Below are 22,315 nucleotides of genomic sequence, written 5' to 3' on the forward strand. Positions count from 1 at the left end.
CACGACATGACGCATCACGGGATCGATGACCAGCCGGTCGGCGTCGTTGACATCCTCGTATCCGGCCAGCCGCCCGAACACCGATTGCCGGAACAACCCGTCGAGCCGATGGAGCGTGTTCTTGCCGCGTCGGGTATCGCGCAGTGCAACGGACGTCAAACCGGACAGCCCGAGCGCGTCATCAAGCTCGCGCATCACCAGCAGACCGCCGTCCGAACTGATCTGCGCGCCCCGAAACTCCAGCCGCACACGGCGGTCGAAATCGACCCGATCACCCCGATCCGAGACCGCACCCACAGGGTGATCCATGAAACACGTCCTTCGTAGCCAGCAACTTCATGATTTATATGGGGAATACAACGATCACGACAGCGAAATCAGCGGATTACTTGGGGAATGCGGGTTGAGGGCAGCTATGAACTGGAAAGAATGTGCTCAGATAATGGAAAACTATTATCCGGGTTGGCGTCTAAGGTGGCCTGAAAGAGGGTTCAACGAGTTCGATTGCCACGAAAATCTCACCATTTCAGACGTGTGGGGCTGTATTTCATGGATCTGGACATATCCAGGCGATTTCTTGCTATCTCAGGAACCGCTTAGAACCTTTTTCGAGGTCAATGGGCTGACTGCAATAGGCCTCACTGCTTCAACCTTCATCGGTTGGATGATACTGTTTCTGCTCATTGTATGGGTTGGAATTGTAGCAGGTTAGCAGGAATGGACATCTCATCACGCACAGGGGAAAGCTTCAACTAAGGCGTTCCAAATCAGACCACGCGCCGGAAAGTGACGATCTTCCGGATGGTTCCCTAGATACCGCAAGACTACGTCTCGAAGTTGTTCATTTGTTGCGTCCGGCGGGACGCAATGACCCAAAAAGAAGTTGATCATCCTGTTCATTTCTGAGGTTTCGGTTTCTGGCTCGGTTCGCATCAAGGTGATGAATGCGCCATAACTTTCGCCTTCTATTGCTCCAAGCAGAAAGCCTAGGCAAAAACCAAGTTCAACAGCGTTCTCCGACCCACAGGCACTGTAGAGTGCGTTTCCGCTCACCTGTTGTGCCTCTGAGGGTTTTGAAAAAATAAGAAAATCGCGACAAAGGAGAACCAGAGTAGCTTCATAGGGCGCTCCATTCGTGAATTCCGTTTGCAATACAGTTTCGAAAAGGCTGATGTCCGTCAAAATATTTTTGACTGCGCTCAAACTCCTTGACCTCTCGCACCAGTTCGTTGATCTCCGCCCTGGCCTCGACCCATTCCAGGGACAGCAAACCATGCCGCAAGGATGGATGATGCTTCCCCACCGATTTAGGGCGATTCAGCAAATGACCGCTTCTCTTTACAACGGACGTTGGCTGAAAACAGTGTAATGTCCCAGTTGCGGGACAGACCCGCCATTGGGTTTCCAGAAATCAAGCTCAGCTAAAGGGCTATCAGCAGACCTTTTCGAATGCTTGAAAACACATAGCACAGTCAGCACTCTTGACGCGGTTCCAGAGCGGCCGATGAATTGGCCAAATGGGCGCAGAATGCAACAGAAGGCAAAATACGAAAGTGCATGACAGACCGCTCACGAAAAAAGGTGCCGCCCCGGAAGCAGGGGGCGGCATCGCATTAAGAATACCGGGCTGTCACTTTGAGCCGATGCTTAACAGGATCTTGTCCTTGGCATCGCCGATTGTGAAGCTGCCCGGCTTCTGGGACGGCGGGAATTCTTCGAACGTGGCGAGAAACTTGCTTACATATGCAGCTGCAGGAGCCATCAGGTATGCACGGTCAATAAACCAGTCGTAGTAGGTGTTCGAAGTGAGTTGCGCCCGCTCGTAAGGATCGCGGCGCAAATTGAAAAGAAGGGGCGTGCGCAGAACGGTCCAAGGTTCCGCCCATGCCCGCAGAGTTTCCGGAAAACGATGCTCAAGGAAGATGATCTTCCAGTCATCATAGCGCAGCGCGGTCAAATCGCCGGTGTCCGAGAAATACCATATCTCGTTTCGGGGCGCCTTGTTCTCTTCGCCCAGAAGGTAGGGAAGCGTATTGTAGCCGTCGAGGTGAACTTTGTATTCCCGCCCGATCGCCGTAACACCACCTTCACGGAGTTGCTCTTTAACATCAGAAACGCCAGCTGCCGCCAGGAACGTTGGTAGCCAGTCCATATGGTGCATGATTCCGTTCGAGATTCTACCAGCCTCGAAATTGCCGGGCCAACGCACCATTGCAGGTACTCGCCAGCCACCTTCCCAGTTGGTGTTCTTTTCTCCGCGGAACGGAGACCAGCCGGCATCGGGCCAAGTATTCATGTGCGGCCCATTGTCGGTCGAGTATAATACGATCGTATCGTCGGCGATCCCCAATTCATCCAGCAGGTCGAGGAACTGACCAATATGCATGTCGTGCTCGATCATGCCCGCGGCATACTCGTCGACGTGCTTGCCGACGATTTCATCCGCCATTACTCGGCGTTCTTGGCTGACATATGTGCGGAAATGCATCCTCGTACCGTTCCACCAGACAAACCAAGGTGTGCCCTCAGCCTCTTTTTCGCGGATGAAATCGAGGGCCAGCTCTATCGTTTCGTCGTCGACCGTCTCCATCCGCTTCTTGGTCAACGCTCCGGTATCTTCGATCTCCTGACTGACAACGGCACCGCTTTGGTCATAAACCGCTGAGGACCGGATCACGCCGCGCGGTCCGAACGTTTCGGCAAAAGTACGGCCGTCTTCCATAACGAAATCGGCGGGATAGTCCTCGTTCTCAGGTTCTTCTTCAGCGTTGAGGTGGTAGAGGTTACCGAAGAACTCGTCGAATCCGTGGTTTGTGGGCAGATGCTCGTCCCTGTCACCAAGATGGTTCTTGCCAAACTGACCGGTGGCATAACCCTGATTTTTCAGAAGTGCGGCAATCGTTACGTCTCGGGTCTGCATCCCCTCACGGGCGCCAGGCATACCGACCTTCGACAGACCCGTCCGGAAAACTGTCTGGCCGGTGACGAAGGTTGACCGGCCAGCGGTACAAGACTGTTCCGCATAATAGTCGGTGAAAATGATCCCCTCGTCAGCGATCCGGTCAATGTTGGGCGTCTGATAACCCACGATGCCCATTGTGTAAGCCGATATATTTGACTGACCGACATCATCGCCCCAGATTACGAGTATGTTTGGCTTGTCGCCCTCTTGCGCGACGACGCTGCAAGAGCAAGCAACTACGGTGGCCGCTGCTAGCACGAGCCTGCGCACGGTCTGATTTGGCGTTTTCATCTTTTCATTTTCTCCCATTTGTCCACAAGCTGTCGATAATTCGTAATCAAGTGATGCCAGAGCCGCTTCCATCAGCGGACAAACATAGAACGGTACACGTCAGTGCTCCTCGCAAGCCCGCGAGGAAATGATATCTCTGCCGTGGTCGTTTGGAAGGGAAAGTTTGGCCATAGTCTTTCCTGAGGACTTTTTGCCCGAGAAACGCGTGGTCGCCGAGATATCTGATGGCCCGCCGACCATCTCGAAACGAGTCGAAGAACTGCTCGTGAAATCCCGGACTGAAGTGGAAGACGCCGCGATGCTCGTTGAAGTCATCGTTCTGCTCAGGCCGATGGATCGGAAAACGGACATCGATGGGGTCGCAAAACTCCCCGGTCTCAGCAAAAGAAGCCTGCAACGGGAACTGACCGGGCTCGGCATTCCATATCGCCAGTTGCTCTCAAAAGTCCGGATGCAGCAGTCTATAGCGATGCTTGAAGCGAGCGATGCCAGTGTTACCGAGATTGCGCTGGAACTCGGCTACAACGATCTTTCGCATTTCACCCGCGCTTTTAAGCGAAGTTTTGGCTACCCACCCTCACGACACTAGGGTCAGGACTCATAGCCAATAGATGACGGTTGCCGCGAGGGCGATGGCTGAAAGGAAGACCTTTGGGCATCTGTCGTATCGGGTTGCCACGCGCCGCCAATTCGCGCAAGCCCCAGCATTTGCGATAGGAACTCAGAACGGCCATTCGCTACGCTGGATGCGAGCGTCTCGTAAGGGCTCTCAATGCAGTCATCTGAGCGTTTCTGTCAGATGACTGCGAAAGTGCATTCAGCCGCCATTCAATAATAGGCGAGGCGGCGTGGAGACATCCACTATTGCGCCAATTTAAACGCACCAGCTTTGCCAGAGGCGTTGCACGTAACATCAATCCGAATCGAGTTTGCGCTCGATCTCTCGGGTCTCCCGCACCAGCTCGTTGATCTCCGCCCTGGCCTCGACCCATTCCTGCGACCGCATACCATGCTGCCAGGATGGGTGATCCTTGCCCGGTGGATGCCCCCCCCGTGCCCCATGCATTCGGCAAACTTTCCAGCCACGGACAGCGGGATTTTTGCAGGGGAGACCAGTGCGCTTCGACTTTGCCCTGCAGCGGGGGGCAGCATTCGCCGCGTGCAAGGGGTTGGCGTCATGTTTCATTTTCACCCCTCCCCCCGGTCTGCACGTTGCCGACGATGGCCTGTCCGCCATCCGACACGTTCACATGCTGCACCGTAACCTTTTGCTCGCCCCCGGTTCGGTGTTTTCTCAGGGCCTCAGCCTGAGCCGCAAAGGTTCGTGCCAGCTTGTTGTACCCGGTGTAGTGCGCCTGGAATTGGGGAATGTTATCGGCATTTGCCAGCCACCGCGCCGAACGGATCGTCGCTACATGCGTTGCCGCCATTTGTACCGCAAGCATCCGCTCCACGGCGTCACGGGGGGCAAGATCGTTCACAATCGCCACCATGAACACCCGCTCATCATTCGCCGGGTACTTGTCACTCGCTTCATTTGCCCTGAGCGGTTTCAGGCACTGGGTAAAGAGTGCTTCCGCAAGGAAATCGTCCGACGTGCCGAATATCTTTCGAAGGCCGTCCGGATTCATAAGTTTGACTTCATGCCCTGCCTCAGCCGATCCGCTGAACTCTATCCCCGCCTCGTTCGATTTTGCTTTTTCAATTTTGCTCATTTCCATGCCTCCGGGTCAGTTGGCCCCATGCAGTTATAGGCGTTGAACGCTTCTGCGATGCGCTGTGCATGTCTGTCTTGCCAGACCTGGCAGGGCGAGTGAGGTTCGCTTTTCTGGACCGGTGGCGCTGCTAATCCTGCTATTTCTGCTAATCCGCTGCCTCGATTAGCGGGATTAGCAAGATTAGCAGGGGGAGTAGCTTCGATCTTGGCAAGTTCAGCCTGCACATCAAACCACATGGCTGCGCCTCACGATCTGCCAGGCTGCCTTGCGTGCTGCCCCCCTGACAACAGTGCCGGGGTCCAGCGGCACCAGCCAGCCGTGCTGTTCCAATATCCGCATTGCAGCGAGGGCCTTTGGGGATTCCCGTAGCTGGTTCGGTCCCCGTTGCACCACATCACTTGTCAGGATTTCAGGATGTGGCCAGGCCTCCAGCCACTTGCACAGCATTACAGCGCGGTCGATCTCCTCGCTTGTGTTCGCGGCGTCTGCCAGGCGCACCGCTTCGGACAGGTAGTATTGCGCAAGGCCGATACCGTTCCCCATGTCCGTCAAGGTCACTTCAAGAGCATCCAGGTCGCGCCACAGCGTCAACACGCCAGCGATACGCGCCGCCTGTTCTGCTGCCTTCGAGGCATAGCCTGTGACATGGGCAAGACTGCCACCGGGGGCCTGTGCCGCTTCGATGCTGTCTGCAAACCCGATCAGCAGGGCGCGGGCCTCGGGCGCAAGAGGCAGGACGCGAGGCTGTAATTCGCGGGTTTCGGGGTCCATCGGCATGGGGCGGGCCAGGATGTCACGAAGCCTGTCCGCGAAATTGCGAAGCCGTATGTCATCACGGTTGGTTTCTTCGAACTTCCTTCTGCCGATTGTGCTGGGCGGTTCCGAGATCAGGAAGCGCGGCAGGAAGCCGGTCTCCGCCGCCATCCGGTCAGCCATGAAGGCGCGGGCAACACGGGGCTGCACCATCAGGTGTACCGCCAGCCTGCGACCGTAGAGCGTTGCATGTCCATCCCCGGCGCGAGTGCGTCGGATCGGGTTGCCTTGCCAGAGGTCATTGAGCGCTGCCAGCGTCTTTTGGCGGTTGTCGCTGTTCATGGCGTGACCGCCAAGAAACTGCCCGCCTTCATCCGAGAAGATGCCCAGAGACGGCTGCCCCGTTGCAAAAAGGCGGGTCAATCCCTCGAAGGTCGGTTCGGTCACCGTGCGGTCTGCGCTTGGTGGTGCGGCAGGTTCCTTGCCCAGCGCGGCCAGGTCCGCTTGCGCTGCCGTCCGCTTCTCGCCCTTGCCCTTCTTTGCCTCGGCAAGAATGCGGTCACGTTCGCCTTTCCAGAGCGCCTGCGCATTCACCCAGAAAGCGTGATCATCTCGCTGGGCGATTGCCTGTTCCCGTTCATGGTCCCGCATCGCCGCCATCAAGGGCGCATCGCAACTCGACTTGCGCTCGCCCGATTGCGCGATGGTCAGGGCGTAGAGCGAGACCGGGCGCGGCCCGCCCAGGGTTTCCACGTCTGCAAAGCCCTGCACCGCCAGCGATGCGACACAAAGGGCCGAAGCCGCCGGAATCGCAACAGGAGCCTGCGTCAAGCCTTGCACGGCCTCGACGGCATTCCTGAGACCGCCCAGCGCCTCCACGGGATAGGCTGCGCCAAGGGCAACTTCCCGCACCAATGGTTGCGGTTCCTCGGGGATGAATTGAAGGGGTTGCGGCGCATTCATGCTGCGTCTCCCTTCATTGCCAGAATGTCGTTCCAATCCCGGCCATCTGGGGCGGGCAGCAGGGACACATCCCAGCCAAGCGCGTGCGCCCGCTCGGCAAGCGCCTGTGCCGCTGCACGGCCTGCCTTGTCCCCATCGGGCGCAATCGTCAGCTTCCCCGGATCACGCGGCAGGTGCAGCCCTCGCAAGCCCGACGTAGACAGCGCCGCCCAGATCGTCGCGGGGTGCTGCAGAAGCCCGCAGGACAGGCTCAATGCGGTTTCGATACCCTCGGCTGCCGCAAGCGTGCTATGCCCCCCAAACAGCCGCACAGCACCGCCAGCGGTCGCCCCCAGCATGGCCTTGGCAGGATCAACCTCTGCCTTGCCCATGCCATCGGGGCGCAGGTAGGTGCGATGCACGGCGAAGCCATCGCCGCCTTCGACCAATGCCACCAGCGCCGGGTAGCGCTTGCCCGAAACATGCCAGCACGCGGGATGAAACCGAAGCGTGTCGGGCATGGGGCAGGTGATCGCCCGCCCCCGAAGATAGGTTTCCGCCACGGTTCCGGTGATCGACTGCGCCTCGGACCAGGTCCATTTTGCCTGCTGCTCCCGTTTCAGGGCCTCAGCGCGGCGCTCGGCTTCGCGGCGGGCCAGTTCCAGCGGGTTGGGCGGTGAATAACTGCCGGGGACCACACCCGCCGCTCCCAGAATATCCGAGAAGTCGCAGCCGGATTTCTTGCAGTTCAGCAAAAGACGGCCTGCTGCGCCATCCGCAAGGGTCAGGGCATTCTGGCGCTTGCCGCCCTGGGGTTGGCAGACCGGGCAGGGGGCAGCGCCATATGAACGATACCACTTTCCACCCAGGTCAATCGTAAGGGTTCGTGCGTCGGTCATCAGCTTACCCCCCAGATCAACGCGGCAATTGCCTGCGCCTGTGCTTCGGTCAGCCCGTGAAGGCGGCGCAGGTAGAGGATCTGAAGGCGCATCATTTCAGCACCTCCAGTTGTTCCAGCGGATCATAGAAGCCCGCACCGTTCACACGGGCCAGAACGCGGCCTTGATCATCTTTCAGCACTCGGTCGGGGCAGCAGTTACAGGTCCGCTCCTGTGTGTAGATTGCGCACCAGTCGTCGTGCTGGATTTCCATGTGAAACACATGGCCGGGACGGATGTGTTTCCGGATTGCAGCAGCCCATGCGCGGCGTGCCTTGCGTTGTGATGTTGTCATGCTCGAAAGCCCTTCTCTTGTTAATAAGGGCGGTTCGCGCTATCTTTTCGGGTAATCCCTCGCCGTCAAAAATCGCGCCGCCGCCCCATGTTCGGGGTGGCGGTTTGTTATGCGGCGGTGCCGTTCGTGGCGTTTTCCCATGCCTCGATTTCGGACAGCTTCCAGCGGGTGCATCCGGGGGACAGAGCCACGGGTTTGGGAAAGCCCGGTTCGCTTTTCACCCAGCGCCACGGGGTCGTGCGATGCACGCTATAGCGCTGGGCAAGCTGCAGATCGGAAAGAAAAGTGTCGGACATGCTATGCACTCCAATTTGGTTCAATTGGAGGCAATGTATCAAGACAGGTTAAGTGCTTAAAAATGCAGACTCTTTATTCTTTCGGAGGACTTTGCATTAAGATATGTCTGTTCGCGCACCGAACTAGTCGTTCCTGAATTTCTCGTTGCTTTTGAACTGCTTCGCTTGTTGGACCACGCCATCCGGCTTTCACTCCGAATGCCCCAAGGGCAAATTCCACAGCGCGGCCAAATTCAGTTGAGGGCGCGGTAGACATTGGATGAACACCGAATGTAATCTTGCGCCGCGTTCTTCTAAACAGTCGGCGCACCAACTCAGCAACGTCATACGCAGCTGGGTTTCTCCCCCCTTTACGGTCGTGCTTCTTCTCCCAATTGTCGAAGAATGGTGCGTTTCGAGAGAGTTTCGAAGCTAGATGCTCTATCTGGTAAACTGTGACGCATCCCGCTATCGTCAGGTCAGCGAGCTGTCCTTCTGACAACTTATGCAGTGAATCCACCAGTTCTTCGGCATGCCTCGCCGCCGTGTTGTAGGCATGTGTCGTTTCCCTTGCTGCGGTGAGAAGGGCCGGCGTATTCCAGTACATTCTGAGACCACCTAAGCAACTATCTACCACTCTCGGGCTGCACCCAATCCATTTGGCGACTTCGTGAATGGCCGTTTCAATTTCTTCTGATTTGTCGGGGAATGGGTCTGCGTTCAAGCCAACCTCACAATGCTAGCGCCTGCCTTGTCTTTGCCGGTCAGGAACCCCGCCCATGCCGCCATCAAGTTTCGGCGTTTCTCTACCATGTCGCCGCGCCGATAAGCCGCCTCGACCGCGTTCGAGACTTTGTGCGCCAAGGCCACTTCGGCCATGTCGCCGGGGAAGTGCGTACGCTCGGCCACCCAGTCACGAAACGTGCTGCGCAGCCCATGAGGCACCGCTGGGCGCTTGCTGACACGGTCAACGTACCCGAAGCCGCCTGCATTCACTTCATCGGCGTGCAACCGCTTCATGGCGGCACTCAAGGTCATGTCGGACATTTGCCCACCGCGCACACCGGGAAAGACCAGTGGGTTATCGGCAAAGCGCGGAAGGGATTTGAGCAACTCTAGCGCTTCGGCTGTGAGCGGGACACGGTGTTCGCGGTCCATCTTCATGCGCACTGCCGGAATGGTCCAAATCGCGGCGTCCATGTCGATTTCATCCCAGGTGGCTCCGCGCACCTCTTTTGAGCGTGCAGCAGTCAGGGCGGCAAACTCCAAAGCGCGTGCGCCCATGCCTTCGCGCTGGCCAATAGCTTCGAACCAGCGCGGCGCGTCGTCAATCTCCAATGCGGGTTGGTTGTCTTGTTTCGCCACCTTCGCGGCAGCGGGCAGAAGTTCCTTGAGGTTGCCTGCCCAGCGCGCCGGGTTGTCGCCTGTTCGATGCCCGGCCACGGTTGCCCAGGACAGCACGGCCTCAATGCGGCCTCGCAGGCGCGATGCGGTTTCCGTCTTGCTTTGCCAGATCGGCTCCAAAACACGTAACACGTCCTGTACCTCGATGTTCTGTACCAGCATCTTGCCAAGTTCCGGCATGGCGTAGGTCTGCAATGTGTTTTCCCACTGCTGACGGTGCTTGGCATTCTTGAAAGCGTCCAGTTTAGCGGCAAGGCTTTTTTCGGTTGCCTCGGCGAAGGTCATCCCTCGGCGCTGTTCCGCCACCAGCGCGGCACGTGCGGCCTTGCGCTGCTCCACCGGGTCGATACCGCGTCGGATTTCGTCTTTCGCTTCCCGCGCCCGTTCCCGCGCCATTGCCAGCGTCACATCCGGAAAGCCGCCTAGCCCGATTTCCCTGCGCTTGTTCCCGACGGTCACGCGCAAGAGCCAAGTGCGTCCACCGTTGGGGGTGATCTGCAACAACAGCCCAGAGACGCCACCCACCGCGAATGTCGCATTTCCCCGTGTGCCTGGGTGCTGCAACCGCTTCACATCCAGTGCAGAAAGTTCCTTGGCAATTTTTGGCATCCAAACACCCAACATCTTACCCGCCTAAATTAGTGTCATTTATCGCGACAGTGTGCAACTGCTGGCAACAGGAGCGGCGAGAAAAGTTTCAATAAAACAGTGGTATATGGGGCATATTTCTATACGTTGCGACAGGAAAATGGCAGCCTCACTGTCCGCCACTTGCCCCCACGAAAGCGTTCTCCCGATCCGGCTGTGGCCGGATTTTCTCGTTGTTTTCGAGGGTTATGCGGGAGGGGCTGAGCACCGGTGCCGACGCCAGGTGGCCCGGAAGCCGTCTCTCAGGGCCGAAATTCTCCGGACCTCTCGACCGCGCAATTTCGGTGCAAAGCCTGTAAGTGCATGGATAGAAAGGGATACTTTACGGCCGCAGTTCGGCACTTCGATCTTGGGACCTTTTGCGAGAAGGGTCATAAATCGAACCGGTGCCAGCTCCAGGGGGACCGTCGTCGCCTCAGCTCCCGGTAAGCTGAGGAACGGGTAGTTCGTTCAGCTCCCGCCGGGCTTCAGGCCAACTCGGATAATGCTCAGAAAGCAGAGCAAAGAACCGGGTGCTGTGCGTCGGCTCGGAAATATGGACCATCTCGTGAACGATTACATACTCCAGCAAGTCGCGCGGTTTCTTCACGAGTTCAGTGTTCAGCCGAATGGTGCCTGCCTTCGAGTTGCAGCTTCCCCACTTGGTTGTCATCCGCTGCAAGAAGTAGCGGTGGACCTTAACGCCGATGCGGCTTTCCCATTTGTCGATGATCGGCGGGACTGCGCCATGAAGTAGCTTCAGATGCCAAGCGTGAATCAACTTGGCGCGTCCGTCGCGGGAAGTTCCGGGGCGGACCTGGAGATGGATCGTGCGGTGGTCTAGTTTTACCTCAGGCTTGGCGTCGAGCTCCGTCACACGGAGAAGATGGTGTCGTCCCCAAAGGTAGTGGGTCTCGCGACCGACGAATGAACGTGGGGCTTCCCTCGCCTGCGAGCGAAGCTGCTCTTGCTGCTGCCGGATCCATCCAATTCTTGTGATCGCGTATGCGCGCGCAACATCGATCCTGGTCGAAGTAGGGGTTACAAGCGTGACGCGTCCGTCAGGCGGGTGGACCGACAGGTGGACGTTCTTGACGTCCTTCCGGGTCACGCTGATTGTGATGTCTCCAATTTCGATGGACTCTCCCATCAATACCCCTGTTGGTTCTTGATGATCTCGAACATCGCGAGGGTTGCTTCTCGATCTCGGTTGAAGAGCGGGAAGAGCACGTTCTTGACCTCCCGCTCGCGAACTGGGTCACCCTTCCAGCCGGCAGGGGCGTGTTCGCGGATGGCCCGGTCGATTTCAAGGGCGATCGGCGGCATTACCTTCCGCCGCTACCGGGGCAGTTCCGCCTTTGGCGTGCCGACCGACAAGGCGTATTTCTATCCCGAAGGCGTAGAGGGTCTCTTCGAGATCTACCACGCCCCCGCGGATACGTTTGAGACGGTCAATACCCTTGGCCTGCCGCTCTACGCCCGCACCATCCCGGACCGGGATCGCGTCGAGTGGGTGCGGCTCGAGATCGAGTCGAACCCGCTGCCGATCTGCACCCGGCCGCAGGTGCTGCGCAGCGCACGGCGGACCTGATGACCGCCCTTGCTGCCGCCCTCGATGTGCTCTTTGCGGATGCGCATCTCGCGCGCGACGTGGTCTACACCGCCGAGGGCGGCGCGCCGAAACTCATCCGCGCGATCCTGCGGCGGCCGGACGAAATCACGAACTTCGGCGAGGCGCGGCTCTGGTCGGAAACCACCCGGCTCAATCTGCGCCTCGCCGAGGTGCCGACCCCGCGGCCCGGCGACCGCATCGAGATCGAAGGGGACGCCTTCCTCATCCAGGGCGAGCCTGTCCGCGACCGCGAACGGCTCGTCTGGACCGTCGATCTAAGGCCCGCGTGAAACTGAAGCTCAACATCGATCCCGACATCGTCGCGATGATGCAGGCCGAAGTGGCGGCGGGCGAAAAGGCCGTCACCGCCGCCATGCGCGAGGCCGGGACCGGGCTGAAGACCGCGTGGCGCGGCCAGATCGCGCAAGCGGGGTTAGGTCGGCGGCTTTCCAATTCGATCCGGAACCAGACGTTCCCCAAGGCGGGCGACAGCCTGAACGCCGCCGCGCTGGTCTGGTCCAAGGCCCCGGTCATCGTCGGCGCGCACGACACCGGTCCGCTAATCCGCTCGAAAGACGGGTTCTGGCTGGCGATTCCAACCGAGGCCGCCGGGCGCGGTCTCCGCGGCGGCAGGATCACCCCCGGCGAATGGGAGCGCCGCCGCGGCCTGCGCCTGCGCTTCGTCTATCGACGCCGAGGGCCGAGCCTGCTGGTGGCGGACGGGCGGTTGAACAGCCGTGGGCTTGGCGTCGCGTCGCGGTCGAAGTCCGGGCGCGGGCGCACGACGGTGCCGATCTTCCTGCTCGTGCCGCAGGTCAAGCTGCCGAAGCGGTTGGATCTCGGGCGGGATGCCGAGCGGGCGTTGGACGGCATGCCGGGGTTGATTGTGGCGAATTGGGTGGACCGGAGGCCGTAACGTTCTTTTTGCGGACTGATTTGCGGGAGGCAACGGCTAAACCGTCAAGGCCGTGGCCGTGGGCCAGAATTGCCGCACTGCTTTTTCTTTTCCTAAAGCAGCGGCACAAATGTATCGTCTTGGTGTGGGGCCGCTCCTCGACCCAACATTTTTTGCTACTTATAGGTTTCAAGAGGAAGACCATGCTCGCTCGAGTTCTTACGCATGCCGCTGTTCTTGCTGCATTGGCAGTCCTGCTGTCCCTGTTGGCAATGGTCGTTCTGTTCGATCTTGCCGTTCTGGGCGCACTGGATGCCGATGTAACATATCATCTTCTAATGAATTTTGCTCGTGCGCTCCTCCGGATCGAGCGTATTGTTGGGCAGTTTTCTACAGGCGCCGATCCCAATGCAGAGTCCCCTGCAGCGCATGTCATCTATCTTGATTAATATGGTTGGCATCGTTTCTCGCAATATCGACGCATGTTGCGACAGCAATGATTGCCCGGGGCACGTGGAGGGAATTGATGTCTGAAAGTGTCCTGTCTCAGTCCATCACACTTCCTTGCGGCGCAACGCTCGCCAACCGTCTTGCGCGCAGCGCTATGACTGAAGGGCTGGCGGACAGGAATGATAACCCAACCGAAGCTCATAACCGCCTCTACCGGACCTGGTCGAGCGGCGGGTTCGCACTTCAGCTCACGGGCAACGTCATGGTTGATCGCCGCTACCTCGAGCGACCGGGCAATGTGGTCGTTGAAGACGACAGCGCAATCGACGCCCTGCGCCGCTGGGCGGAAGCCGCGAAATCCGGTGGCAGTCAGGCGTGGATGCAAATCAGTCACCCGGGTCGCCAATGCCCGATGGTCGTGAATGCTCACCCCTTGTCCCCATCAGAAGAGAAACTTCGGATCCTTGGCTTCTATGGGCGACCGCGCGGAATGACCCAGGGCGATATCGAGGACGCCATCCAACGTTTTGCCAGGACAGCGGATGTGGCTCGTCGGGCCGGGTTTGACGGTGTGCAGATACACGGCGCGCATGGCTACCTTATCAGCCAGTTTTTGTCGCCCGTCACCAACCGCCGCACGGACCACTGGGGTGGCTCACTGGAGAACCGGGCCCGGTTTCTGCGGCAAGTTTACCTTGTCGTGCGACAGGCGGTCGGCCCCGACTTTCCGATCGCCGTGAAACTGAACTCGGCTGACTTCCAGGAAGGTGGTTTTTCTCTCGCTGATTGCGCACAGGTTGCGCGTTGGCTCGAAACCGACGGGATCGACCTTATCGAACTCTCCGGCGGCACGTATGAGCAGATGAGCATGTTCAGCGGGCTCGAAGAAGATCAGCGTGAAAGCACGAAGCGCAGGGAAGCCTATTTCCTGGACTACGCCCGAGAGGTCCGGGCGGCCGTTCATGTGCCGATCATGGTCACCGGCGGTTTCCGCAGTCGCGAGGCCATGGAGCGCGCCGTCGAAATCGATGGGATCGACATGATCGGGATCGCGCGTCCGACTTGCGTGGAACCCGATGCAGCCGCACGATTGCTCGATAGGACGAAAGACAGGGTCGGCGTAGATGAAGCGGGGCTGGTCATGGGCGGGGGCAGATTTGGTCTGAACTCCAGGAACTGGCTGGTGACCCTGATCAACAATGTTTCTCGGGTGGAGTATCACGCCTGGCAAATGACGCTGATGTCACGAGGCGAAAAACCGGATACAAATGCTCGGGCCAACGCAGTCGGTAGTTTCTTGTGGTACATCGGGCGTACTGCGTATCTCGCCTTTCGCAGAGCCCGGCCCCATAGGTCACTCGGTTCTTCGATGCATGGCGGGGAATAGCGGAATGCAACTTGTTACGCTTTCCGCATTCCTAATTAGGGTCTTTACGCAAGCGCCTAGCGAGTTCAATGGCCAAACAGCACGTGCGTACATTCTTCTTAAAATCGGAATGCCGATGGCGATCTTGCTTCACGTGTCGGTAACCGTTGCCGCCCTAAAAGTTTCAGCACATCCGGTCGTTTTTTGGAACTGTATCGCGATTCCAGGTTACGCTTTATCTAACTATCTTCTGCTCAAGAACAAAAACCTTCTATTTGGATTCTATTTCACGCTTCTTGAGATTCCAATTCATGCGCTACTTTCTTCGTTTGCGTTGGGCATGCAGTCCGGCTTGTTTCTATTCGCGCTTGGACCTGTGGCCTACGTTATATTTTCTCCTTTTCATTCTTGGCGGGCAAGGCTTTTTCTTTGCGCTGCGAACGTTACTTGTTTTTCGGCAATTGTCGGAGTTGGAATAGCGCAATCTCCATGGTACAGCTTGCCTTACAATTGGCTCATGTTCTTTGCTGTTTTTAGTAGTTTCGGCATTGCTTCACTGGTTGCCACTATTGTTGGAATGAACCAATGGGTCGCCGAGCATGCTGAAGACGCTCTCGAAGCCGAACACGCCCGATCAGAGGCCCTCCTCTACAACCTGCTTCCTGAGGACATCGCGGCCCGACTGAAGGTGGAACCGGACCAGACCATCGCTGACAGCCTGCCGCAGGTCGCTATCCTGTTCGCTGATATCGTCAACTTCACGCCCCGCGCTGCCTCGCTTCCTCCTGAAGAGGTGGTAGGATTCCTCAATCGGATCTTCCGTGCCTTCGATCAGCTCGCTGAGAAGCATGGCTTGGAGAAGATCAAGACCATCGGAGACGCCTACATGGTGGCCGCGGGGATGCCGAATCCTTGCGGAGACCCCGTCCACCGCATAGCCGAGATGGCCCTGGACATGCAGCGCACAGCCGAGGCGTTGTCGCCCGAGTTCCCGGAGGGGCTGCAGGTCCGCATCGGGTTACACGCGGGCCCGGCGGTTGCAGGGGTCATCGGCAACAAGAAACTTTTCTATGACGTCTGGGGCGAGACGGTGAATACAGCCAGCCGGATGGAAAGCCACGGAGAACCGGGACGAATTCAAGTCACGGGACCCGCCAAAGCGGAGCTGGAGGGGGACTATCGCTTCGAACCCAGAGGCACCGTCGAGGTAAAGGGGATGGGAGAGGTGGAAACGTGGTGGTTGGTCGGCAAGGCAGCTTAGGGAAACCCGTCGCAAGTGTCAGGACTCACAACCAGTAGATAACAGCCGCTGCCAGGGTGCAGGCCGAAAGGTAGAGAAACGGGTATCCGTGGTAGAGGGTGGCGATCCGCCTCCAGTGGCAGGTGATCATGTTCTCGATCTTGTGGCGTAGATATGTTACAAGCGAACTTAATCTTTCACATGAGGTTTAAGCGACGGAGATCCAATTAGATGAAGTTCCTTTGGATTATGTCAGCGGTATTGCTGACCATTTTGTCAGCGACAAACGTGGCGGCTCAAACTTATCGAGACGCAGACTGGAACTGGAAAGGCGAACCAAATTGTTCTCCGCCGTCACACGATTCAATCAGATGGATGGAACAAGGGGATCGCAGGTTTCTGCGTATCCAACTGCGTGATGGAGAGAAAGGGAACTGTTCGACGGATCAAGACCCCAAACACGGTGCACAGTTCGGCAAGCCGTGGTCAGAGAGGGCCGAGATCAAGGGCCGTGCTTTTGAGCGCCCAGGCGTGTACCGCATCTCTTTCGACGTCAGATTTGTTCAAGGTTTTGCTCATCCACGAAGTTTTGCGACCTTTTTCCAGATTAAGGACTGCCCAGACAGCCGTGTTCCAGCAATGGCCATGTTGGGTGGAAGTACCAGTAAACCAAAAGCTGCTTTTAGCCTTGCGCCGGGAACACCAGGCAAGAAGTACAAAAGTCGTTTTGTTTCGCCGAACCCTGTAAATAACCGCTGGCACAGGGTAGAAGCTATCTTCGAAAACAGTGCAACACAGGCTCTTGAAGTCAAATTTGACGGCGCAACTTGGCTACCGCGGACGACCTTCTCGAATACTTTTCTATGCGGCAAGCCTTCCTTCAGGCTTGGTATTTATCGTGCTGGAGATCCAGGCAAAAGATCCCACGCTATCGTCGACTATGACAAGGTTCAAATTGAGCGAATTGAATAGGTGCACGGTGTTCGCAAATTGGCTCCTGCCTGACAGCGTGTTGGGACATTTCGTGCAAAACCATTGTCCAGCCAGTTCCTTCATGATCGTGGCGGCCATGCCTGCGGTCCGCTGAAGAGCCTTCTATCTCGTACTCTTGGCAAAACTCTCATTGGTGCAGGTTCTTTGCTGAAAGAAGCCGGCTTTTCCTTGCCCTGCGGCATTGACCGAAGTTTGGCCAAATCGGCTACTTTTCAATTAACCCAATCCAGAAGAGGGCACTCATGCCCTCCTCCCGCGAAACCATCCTCACCGCGCTGCACACACTACTTCAGGCGCTGCCCTCCACCGCCCTGCGCGGCGAGGTGCTGCCCGAGCGGGTTCCGGCAGATGGCCTGCTGATCCTGCGCGACGGTGAGCCAGGGGAGCCCGAGGTGACGCTGTCGCCGCTACGCTACCACTACCAGCATCGCGCCGAGATCGAGGCGGTTGTGCAGGGTGCGTCGCGTGACGTGGCGTTCGACGCGCTGACCGCCAGCATCGGCGCGGTACTCGCCGCCAACCGCACCCTGTGCGGCCTCTGCGACTGGATCGAAGCGGAAGCGCCACGTCCAGTTGATCTGCCCGTTGAGGGTGCGTCCAGCCTGAAGGCCGCCGTGATCCCGATTGTCCTGTATTACACCACGAGCGATCCGCTGGCTTAGTTTGGTTCAATTGGCGTTCAAGCCGAGTGGGGCTCGCGTGTGGAGGCGCTCTTTCCAGGTGTTTTCTCGAGCGATGACCTCCTCGGCCGGCAGGTCAGGGGCCAGGCGTTCCAGAATGGTGAAGCGAAACTGCGTTGGATCACGTCCTTTGAGATCGCGGTTCCCGCCATGTCCGTCACTTGCGTAGGCGCGCCATCGGCCAAGAATGTTCTCGCGTCCGTAAGCAGATCCGACGTAGGCCATTCGGTCGCTTTCGTCAAAAATAAGGTAGACCCCGCGCCATTCGCCCAGGCGGGCCTGCCAGGTTTTTGGCATGACGGCGAGTTCCGCGTAGGAGAGGTTGATATCGCGCCACTCCGGCGGCGGCTGTTCGAATGCAGAGTCTTCGTTGATCGCGAGGACGGGAAACCGACCGCGATCGACCCATCGGAACCATGAACGCTCTGGAGGCGGATAGCCAATAATCAATCGCCCGCACCAGTCGGGGTAGAAATCCACCAGTTCGAGGTCATATTGCCTGACTGGTCCATATTTTTCGACCTCTTCGTCGGTCAGGCCGATATAGCCTAATTCGGCCAGCTCCCGGTTTTCGGGAATTGCCCAAAAGGCGTTCATGTCCAGCATGCGATGCGCCCCAACCCTGTAGAGTCCGATGAAATGTGCGCGGCCGGGCGAGAGACCAATGCATGCAATGGCGAATTTCGCATGTTGCAGTCCGGCGACACGGTTGCCGGGCACCGATTGGTAGACCTCGAAGAGGTCACGCCGCTCGGAGATGATCCAGGGCATGGCTTGAGCGAGTGGATCTTCGGGCCGATGACGTAGCAGAAGGATTTCCTGTTTCGCGTCCGGATCGATACCGTTGAGACGAAGCAGGTCTTTGAAATCCATATCATTCCTTCCGCATGGTTGCAGGCACAACGAATAAGTGCCGGTGAGTGTGCACGGAGAAGGCCTGAAATCAAAGCAAAGGATAACCACCATGGCACGAGCTTTGGGGGCGCGTCCGCCATGCTCGTTCCATTACGTTCCAGCTTGCCGAGGTGGCCGTCAGCGGCGGTCCTGTTTCGTCCCATCCTCACCGCCATCCATGGGCTGCGTGCGCCACCGGTTTCGTCATGATGACGTTGACGACAAAATCCAAACGAACCCGGCTCGAATGGTTTGTCCAAAGGGGAGTCGATCAGTATCCCGATCAACCCGGCCACCGAGGCCAAAAATCATGCTCCATTCGTGCTTCAGATGCCAGAACTACCGCACAGCGCGTCCGAAAAGCTTGATCAGCGCGCAAAGTGGCTGCATCATGGATCGGGCGGCGTTCTACTTGGGGAATGCCGGTTTAAGTGCCAATTTAGACTAGAATTGGTTTTGAGGCAGTGGCTCCCAAAAATCTTCATGTTGAGTTATCATCAATTATCTATGTTTGCTCGTTTCCTCGTCATCATGACGACGACTGTATGGTTGTGTCTCGAAGTATCTCGCATACCTTCGCCAGAGATTGCCCATGTTCGGGAGCAACAATGGGCGATATTCGAACAACGGGCGCAAGGCGTTGACTCTCTTGAAACACAGCAGCCGATCGAAGCAAGCGCGCTTCAATTGCTACAGAAGAGACCTTTAGATAATCGCTCTTTGAGGCTTCTCGCATTTGTTGCTGAGGAGCGGCAGAATTACCAGCAAGCCAAGCTATTGATGCAACTCGCTGCCGAACGTTCAAAAGCCGACGCCATCGCAAATGCTTGGCTTGTCGAATTTCATCTCAAAGAACGCAACTGGGATGCAGCATTCGTGCATATTGAGGCCGGATTTCGTGTCTACGGTCCGTTGCAAAGCCACTTCATGTCTACGTTTCCGTATATCTCACAGGATCCGGCCGGCGCAGAGGTGCTGTCTAAGCGCCTAGAGGAGAAGCCGTCTTGGAAGAACCTTGTCAATCGTGCTTTGCAAAAAGCACCAGCGGCGGCCAGCAGTACCAAGGCCAAGCCCGATGAGGTTAGGAGATCCGCAGATCAACCTGACGTATCCCGCCCTCCCCAAATCGTTCAAAACGTATTGCGTACGATGGGTGCGAACCGGGAGAATAATCGTTGCGCGGCTGCCGTGGAGGGGCGTCCACCTCGCTCGAAATCCGACCGCCCTTGCTCTGGTGCGCCCGCATTATTTGGTTTGGGGCCGCTTCATCTTGAAGACCTTGGGCCGATTGCAAATAAATGAGAAAATGATGACCCTCACGTTAGATTCAACGCCGCCACAGGAAACACATTGAACTACGATCGAACCAAGCGCAGCACTGCCGGACAAGCACTCTTTTTGCTTACGGCTGCTGCGCTTGTCATATGCCTTTCACTTGGCGGAGCGACTTGGCGAATGTCTGAGTACGACAGGATCGCAGTATTTGTGTGTATTCCTTTGCTTGCTATCAGTGCATGGAAACTTAATCTGGCATCCCTTGACAGATCCGCGAAATTTCTTCTCGGAATCGCAGCAAGTGCCATTGTCTTACCGATACTGCAGCTTATCCCACTTCCGCCAATCATTTGGCAAAACCTGCCAGGCCGCGAGTTAATTCGGCGCGGGTTTGAAGCGGCGGACATGCAGACGATATGGATGCCGCTTAGTCTTGATCCGGCAGCGACACACGCCGTTATACTCGCCTCTGTCCCAGCGATTGCAATCTTGATCAGCGTTATCCAGATGTCGCGTCGGCATCGCCGCCATCTCGTTCTGTTGGTAATTGCCTTTGCGGTGATCAGCGCGGCAGTTGGTCTACTCCAGGCAAGGTTTAGCGCCGAACAAGTGTTGAATCTGCATCGGCATGAGTACAGAGCCGTTGGCTTTTTTGCTAACCCGAACCATTTGGCGGCACTGTGTTACGTGTCAATTACCTTGATAATCGCAATGGCCGTTGGTTGCCGAGGCAACAACCTATTTGCGCGCTTGCTTATTTGGTTGTGTGCAATAATGCTGTGTACAATACTCCTATTTTGCATAAGGATCGCGGGGTCGGTTGCAGGCACAGCATTAGCAAGTTGTGCAATCTTTTTAATGTTTATGGGAGAGGTAGTCTTTAAGAGGATTGAAAGCCAAAAATCCATAAATAGACTGCTATTATTTATTATTGTATTTATTCTTTTTGCTTTAGGTTTTTTTGTTATTGATGCGATTTATCGCGAACACAACATTTTAGGTGACTATCGGTTCATCATTTACCAGTTCTCATGGCAAGCATTTCTGGATCACTTTCCACTAGGTGCTGGCTTTGGTACATTTGCATCGGTTTATCAATGGTACGAACCAGTGTCAGCCTTAGGGTCTGACTATGCTAACCGAGCGCACAACGATTGGTTAGAACTTGGGATAGAAGGAGGCGCGCCCGCATTACTCCTGGCCCTTGCAGTTGTGTGTTGGCTGGCCCGCTCAGCCCGGAAGTGTGTCTCAGCGATACGCCGCAGCTACTCGACAACAGACTCATCCCTGCGCTTTGCCGCGATTGCCGCGATTGTCTTGCTGTTGCTGCATTCATTGGTCGATTATCCTTTGCGCACGATTGCACTTCAAGCAGTCCTTGCTCTCCTCGCTGCCTTGCTCACCAGTCCGACGCTAGATGCAGAAAAAAACTCTAACACCACTAGCAACTGTGACGGGCAACAGGGCGCTGTGCCCGCACACGCTGCACTTCAGTGACAAGTGATTGTTGGTGATGCTGGCAAGGCGGGTCCGCGTCGCGTTTTTATGCCGGTACGTGCTGCAAGTTAGCTTCCCTCGGCGCCGCGTGTTTATAACCCCCCACAGTGCGCGGCGCCGGGGTACTTATGTAAACACTATGAAAGCAATCACGCGCCTCGAGTAATCAGGTTGGCGATTTTGCGGATAGCCACCAACTCATTTGACCGCGCCCCATGCTGCCAGTTTGGATGGGCCGAACCGGTTGGCGCGCCGCCACCCGCCCCATGCATCCTGCAGACAGACCAACCGCGCACCGCAGGGGCTTTACACGGCTTTCCGGTACGCTTGGATTTCGCGCTGCATCTGGGCGCGTCATGCGCGCTTTGCATGGGGTTAGCGTCACTTTTCATGCATACCCCCCGCCTGCACATTGCCGACAATGGCCTGCCCACCGTCCGCTACGTTGACGTGCTGCACTGTCACAGTTTGCTTGCCACCGTTACGGTGCTTGCGCAGCGCTTCCATCTGGGCGGCAAAGCTGCGGGTTAACTTGTTCACGGCGCGCTCTGCGGAGTCCTGCTGCTGGATGCTCTCAACATGGTTGAGGCGTTTGGCCATCATCATCGTAGCTTGGTGTATTGCGGCCATCTGAGTGCATAGAAGCGCCTCCGCTGGGTCTCTCGGCTTCATGGCATCGACAAAACCCAAGACAAAGTTTGCGGCGGCGTCATCGACCGGCTCTCCGTATGACCCAAGCCGGGCAATCTGATGCAAAAGGCCATCCAAGACATTCGGGTCTGCCGCTGCTGTCTGGATAGCGCTGAAGTCGCCAGTCAAAACGCTTTCGGCGTTCTGGTCATCCAGCATCCGGGTTTCAAACTTTGGCGGTTTTCGTTTGCTCTCAACAACTGTTGTTTTGCCCCTTTCTTCCTGCTTTGACGTCATCTGAACTGCTCCTTTTTATAATCTAATAGATTGCGGATATGGATGTTCCGCGCGGCGGCGTGCGCTTCGAGCGCATCAATCGCAGGCCGATAAGTTTCGAGAAATGAAGCGACAGCGTCAGGTGTTTCGCATTCGCGTAGGCGTAGAAAGCCTGCTGTCGTGCTCTTCTCGCCCCAGCGGAAATATCGCCTGTTTTCTGCACCGCCCATGTTGGCCTCCAGATTTTACCGAAATCATAAGCCAATTTGCGTTGCGGGGGAAGCGGGTGTTCGCGTATTGTT

The 22,315-nt window shown here is 57.2% G+C and carries 27 protein-coding genes and 1 pseudogene; 12 read left to right on the plus strand and 16 right to left on the minus strand.

Annotated features, from left to right (window positions below; all coding sequences use genetic code 11):
* A partial coding sequence (locus AC2FNA_RS23170) for a transposase (RefSeq protein ID WP_496830662.1) occupies nucleotides 1–309 on the minus strand: 309 nt, incomplete at its 3' end.
* Here AC2FNA_RS23170 and AC2FNA_RS23175 point away from each other — a divergent pair.
* Nucleotides 308–712, plus strand: coding sequence for a hypothetical protein (locus tag AC2FNA_RS23175; RefSeq protein WP_496830664.1), 405 nt, complete (start codon nucleotides 308–310; stop codon nucleotides 710–712). The genes AC2FNA_RS23170 and AC2FNA_RS23175 overlap by 2 nt on opposite strands.
* Before the next feature lie 17 nt (nucleotides 713–729).
* Here the strand turns inward: AC2FNA_RS23175 and AC2FNA_RS23180 are convergent, their stop codons facing one another.
* Both AC2FNA_RS23180 and AC2FNA_RS23185 read right to left on the minus strand, forming a co-directional pair.
* On the minus strand, nucleotides 730–1,203 hold the full coding sequence (locus tag AC2FNA_RS23180; RefSeq protein ID WP_496830666.1) for a Rap1a/Tai family immunity protein: 474 nt from the start codon (nucleotides 1,201–1,203) through the stop codon (nucleotides 730–732).
* A 427-nt stretch (nucleotides 1,204–1,630) separates the two neighbouring features.
* Nucleotides 1,631–3,253 (minus strand): arylsulfatase, encoded by a 1,623-nt coding sequence (locus AC2FNA_RS23185; protein WP_234184757.1) that lies wholly within the window; start codon nucleotides 3,251–3,253, stop codon nucleotides 1,631–1,633.
* Nucleotides 3,254–3,380: 127 nt separating this feature from the next.
* On the opposite strand from AC2FNA_RS23185, the gene AC2FNA_RS23190 reads away from it, so the two are divergent.
* Nucleotides 3,381–3,842: a helix-turn-helix transcriptional regulator gene (locus AC2FNA_RS23190; protein WP_496830668.1), complete on the plus strand. Its 462-nt coding sequence runs from the start codon at nucleotides 3,381–3,383 to the stop codon at nucleotides 3,840–3,842.
* Between the two features lie 9 nt (nucleotides 3,843–3,851).
* Here the strand turns inward: AC2FNA_RS23190 and AC2FNA_RS23195 are convergent.
* The 10 genes and pseudogenes from AC2FNA_RS23195 to AC2FNA_RS23240 form a co-directional block, all read right to left on the minus strand.
* Nucleotides 3,852–3,956: pseudogene (locus AC2FNA_RS23195) on the minus strand (IS5/IS1182 family transposase); the annotation flags it as partial.
* Between the two features lie 472 nt (nucleotides 3,957–4,428).
* Nucleotides 4,429–4,968, minus strand: coding sequence for a hypothetical protein (locus AC2FNA_RS23200; protein WP_496830670.1), 540 nt, complete (start codon nucleotides 4,966–4,968; stop codon nucleotides 4,429–4,431).
* On the minus strand, nucleotides 4,965–5,207 hold the full coding sequence (locus tag AC2FNA_RS23205) for a hypothetical protein (protein WP_496830672.1): 243 nt from the start codon (nucleotides 5,205–5,207) through the stop codon (nucleotides 4,965–4,967). Before AC2FNA_RS23205 ends, AC2FNA_RS23200 begins: the two co-directional genes overlap by 4 nt.
* Nucleotides 5,197–6,687, minus strand: coding sequence for a YfjI family protein (locus AC2FNA_RS23210; RefSeq protein WP_496830674.1), 1,491 nt, complete (start codon nucleotides 6,685–6,687; stop codon nucleotides 5,197–5,199). Before AC2FNA_RS23210 ends, AC2FNA_RS23205 begins: the two co-directional genes overlap by 11 nt.
* Nucleotides 6,684–7,565: a DUF7146 domain-containing protein gene (locus AC2FNA_RS23215; protein WP_496830676.1), complete on the minus strand. Its 882-nt coding sequence runs from the start codon at nucleotides 7,563–7,565 to the stop codon at nucleotides 6,684–6,686. The genes AC2FNA_RS23210 and AC2FNA_RS23215 overlap by 4 nt, the downstream gene beginning before the upstream one ends.
* 91 nt (nucleotides 7,566–7,656) lie before the next feature.
* Nucleotides 7,657–7,899: a hypothetical protein gene (locus AC2FNA_RS23220; RefSeq protein WP_234184591.1), complete on the minus strand. Its 243-nt coding sequence runs from the start codon at nucleotides 7,897–7,899 to the stop codon at nucleotides 7,657–7,659.
* Nucleotides 7,900–8,006: 107 nt separating this feature from the next.
* On the minus strand, nucleotides 8,007–8,195 hold the full coding sequence (locus AC2FNA_RS23225) for a helix-turn-helix transcriptional regulator (RefSeq protein ID WP_496830678.1): 189 nt from the start codon (nucleotides 8,193–8,195) through the stop codon (nucleotides 8,007–8,009).
* 73 nt (nucleotides 8,196–8,268) lie between these two features.
* Nucleotides 8,269–8,781: a hypothetical protein gene (locus tag AC2FNA_RS23230; RefSeq protein ID WP_496830680.1), complete on the minus strand. Its 513-nt coding sequence runs from the start codon at nucleotides 8,779–8,781 to the stop codon at nucleotides 8,269–8,271.
* A gap of 113 nt (nucleotides 8,782–8,894) precedes the next feature.
* On the minus strand, nucleotides 8,895–10,202 hold the full coding sequence (locus AC2FNA_RS23235; RefSeq protein ID WP_496830682.1) for a tyrosine-type recombinase/integrase: 1,308 nt from the start codon (nucleotides 10,200–10,202) through the stop codon (nucleotides 8,895–8,897).
* Nucleotides 10,203–10,641: 439 nt separating this feature from the next.
* Entirely contained in the window at nucleotides 10,642–11,355 is a 714-nt protein-coding gene (locus tag AC2FNA_RS23240) for a M48 family metallopeptidase (protein ID WP_496830684.1), read from the minus strand.
* 141 nt (nucleotides 11,356–11,496) lie between these two features.
* On the opposite strand from AC2FNA_RS23240, the gene AC2FNA_RS23245 reads away from it, so the two are divergent.
* From AC2FNA_RS23245 to AC2FNA_RS23280, 8 genes are all read left to right on the plus strand, one after another.
* Nucleotides 11,497–11,796, plus strand: coding sequence for a major capsid protein (locus AC2FNA_RS23245; protein ID WP_496830686.1), 300 nt, complete (start codon nucleotides 11,497–11,499; stop codon nucleotides 11,794–11,796).
* Entirely contained in the window at nucleotides 11,796–12,107 is a 312-nt protein-coding gene (locus AC2FNA_RS23250) for a head-tail joining protein (RefSeq protein WP_496830688.1), read from the plus strand. The genes AC2FNA_RS23245 and AC2FNA_RS23250 overlap by 1 nt, the downstream gene beginning before the upstream one ends.
* Nucleotides 12,104–12,733: a DUF6441 family protein gene (locus AC2FNA_RS23255; protein ID WP_496830690.1), complete on the plus strand. Its 630-nt coding sequence runs from the start codon at nucleotides 12,104–12,106 to the stop codon at nucleotides 12,731–12,733. The genes AC2FNA_RS23250 and AC2FNA_RS23255 overlap by 4 nt, the downstream gene beginning before the upstream one ends.
* Before the next feature lie 182 nt (nucleotides 12,734–12,915).
* Nucleotides 12,916–13,161, plus strand: a complete 246-nt coding sequence (locus AC2FNA_RS23260) for a hypothetical protein (protein ID WP_496830692.1) — start codon at nucleotides 12,916–12,918, stop codon at nucleotides 13,159–13,161.
* Nucleotides 13,162–13,238: 77 nt separating this feature from the next.
* The gene (locus AC2FNA_RS23265) at nucleotides 13,239–14,549 is read left to right on the plus strand and encodes an NADH:flavin oxidoreductase/NADH oxidase family protein (protein WP_496830694.1); all 1,311 of its coding nucleotides are present in this window, start codon (nucleotides 13,239–13,241) and stop codon (nucleotides 14,547–14,549) included.
* 115 nt (nucleotides 14,550–14,664) lie between these two features.
* On the plus strand, nucleotides 14,665–15,789 hold the full coding sequence (locus tag AC2FNA_RS23270) for an adenylate/guanylate cyclase domain-containing protein (RefSeq protein WP_496830696.1): 1,125 nt from the start codon (nucleotides 14,665–14,667) through the stop codon (nucleotides 15,787–15,789).
* 210 nt (nucleotides 15,790–15,999) lie between these two features.
* On the plus strand, nucleotides 16,000–16,740 hold the full coding sequence (locus AC2FNA_RS23275; protein ID WP_496830698.1) for a polysaccharide lyase family protein: 741 nt from the start codon (nucleotides 16,000–16,002) through the stop codon (nucleotides 16,738–16,740).
* Nucleotides 16,741–17,003: 263 nt separating this feature from the next.
* On the plus strand, nucleotides 17,004–17,423 hold the full coding sequence (locus AC2FNA_RS23280) for an acyl-CoA transferase (RefSeq protein WP_496830700.1): 420 nt from the start codon (nucleotides 17,004–17,006) through the stop codon (nucleotides 17,421–17,423).
* 6 nt (nucleotides 17,424–17,429) lie between these two features.
* Here AC2FNA_RS23280 and AC2FNA_RS23285 read toward each other — a convergent pair whose 3' ends face one another.
* Nucleotides 17,430–18,314, minus strand: a complete 885-nt coding sequence (locus AC2FNA_RS23285) for a GIY-YIG nuclease family protein (RefSeq protein WP_496830702.1) — start codon at nucleotides 18,312–18,314, stop codon at nucleotides 17,430–17,432.
* A gap of 273 nt (nucleotides 18,315–18,587) precedes the next feature.
* On the opposite strand from AC2FNA_RS23285, the gene AC2FNA_RS23290 reads away from it, so the two are divergent.
* Both AC2FNA_RS23290 and AC2FNA_RS23295 read left to right on the plus strand, forming a co-directional pair.
* Nucleotides 18,588–19,637, plus strand: a complete 1,050-nt coding sequence (locus tag AC2FNA_RS23290; protein WP_496830704.1) for a hypothetical protein — start codon at nucleotides 18,588–18,590, stop codon at nucleotides 19,635–19,637.
* Nucleotides 19,638–19,685: 48 nt separating this feature from the next.
* Entirely contained in the window at nucleotides 19,686–21,107 is a 1,422-nt protein-coding gene (locus AC2FNA_RS23295; protein ID WP_496830706.1) for an O-antigen ligase family protein, read from the plus strand.
* A gap of 381 nt (nucleotides 21,108–21,488) precedes the next feature.
* Here the strand turns inward: AC2FNA_RS23295 and AC2FNA_RS23300 are convergent, their stop codons facing one another.
* Together AC2FNA_RS23300 and AC2FNA_RS23305 are read right to left on the minus strand one after the other, a co-directional pair.
* The gene (locus AC2FNA_RS23300) at nucleotides 21,489–22,034 is read right to left on the minus strand and encodes a hypothetical protein (protein ID WP_496830708.1); all 546 of its coding nucleotides are present in this window, start codon (nucleotides 22,032–22,034) and stop codon (nucleotides 21,489–21,491) included.
* On the minus strand, nucleotides 22,031–22,243 hold the full coding sequence (locus tag AC2FNA_RS23305) for a hypothetical protein (protein WP_496830710.1): 213 nt from the start codon (nucleotides 22,241–22,243) through the stop codon (nucleotides 22,031–22,033). Before AC2FNA_RS23305 ends, AC2FNA_RS23300 begins: the two co-directional genes overlap by 4 nt.
* Between the last annotated feature and the right edge of the window lie 72 nt (nucleotides 22,244–22,315).

The organism is Ruegeria sp. YKSD163, from assembly GCF_059612905.1.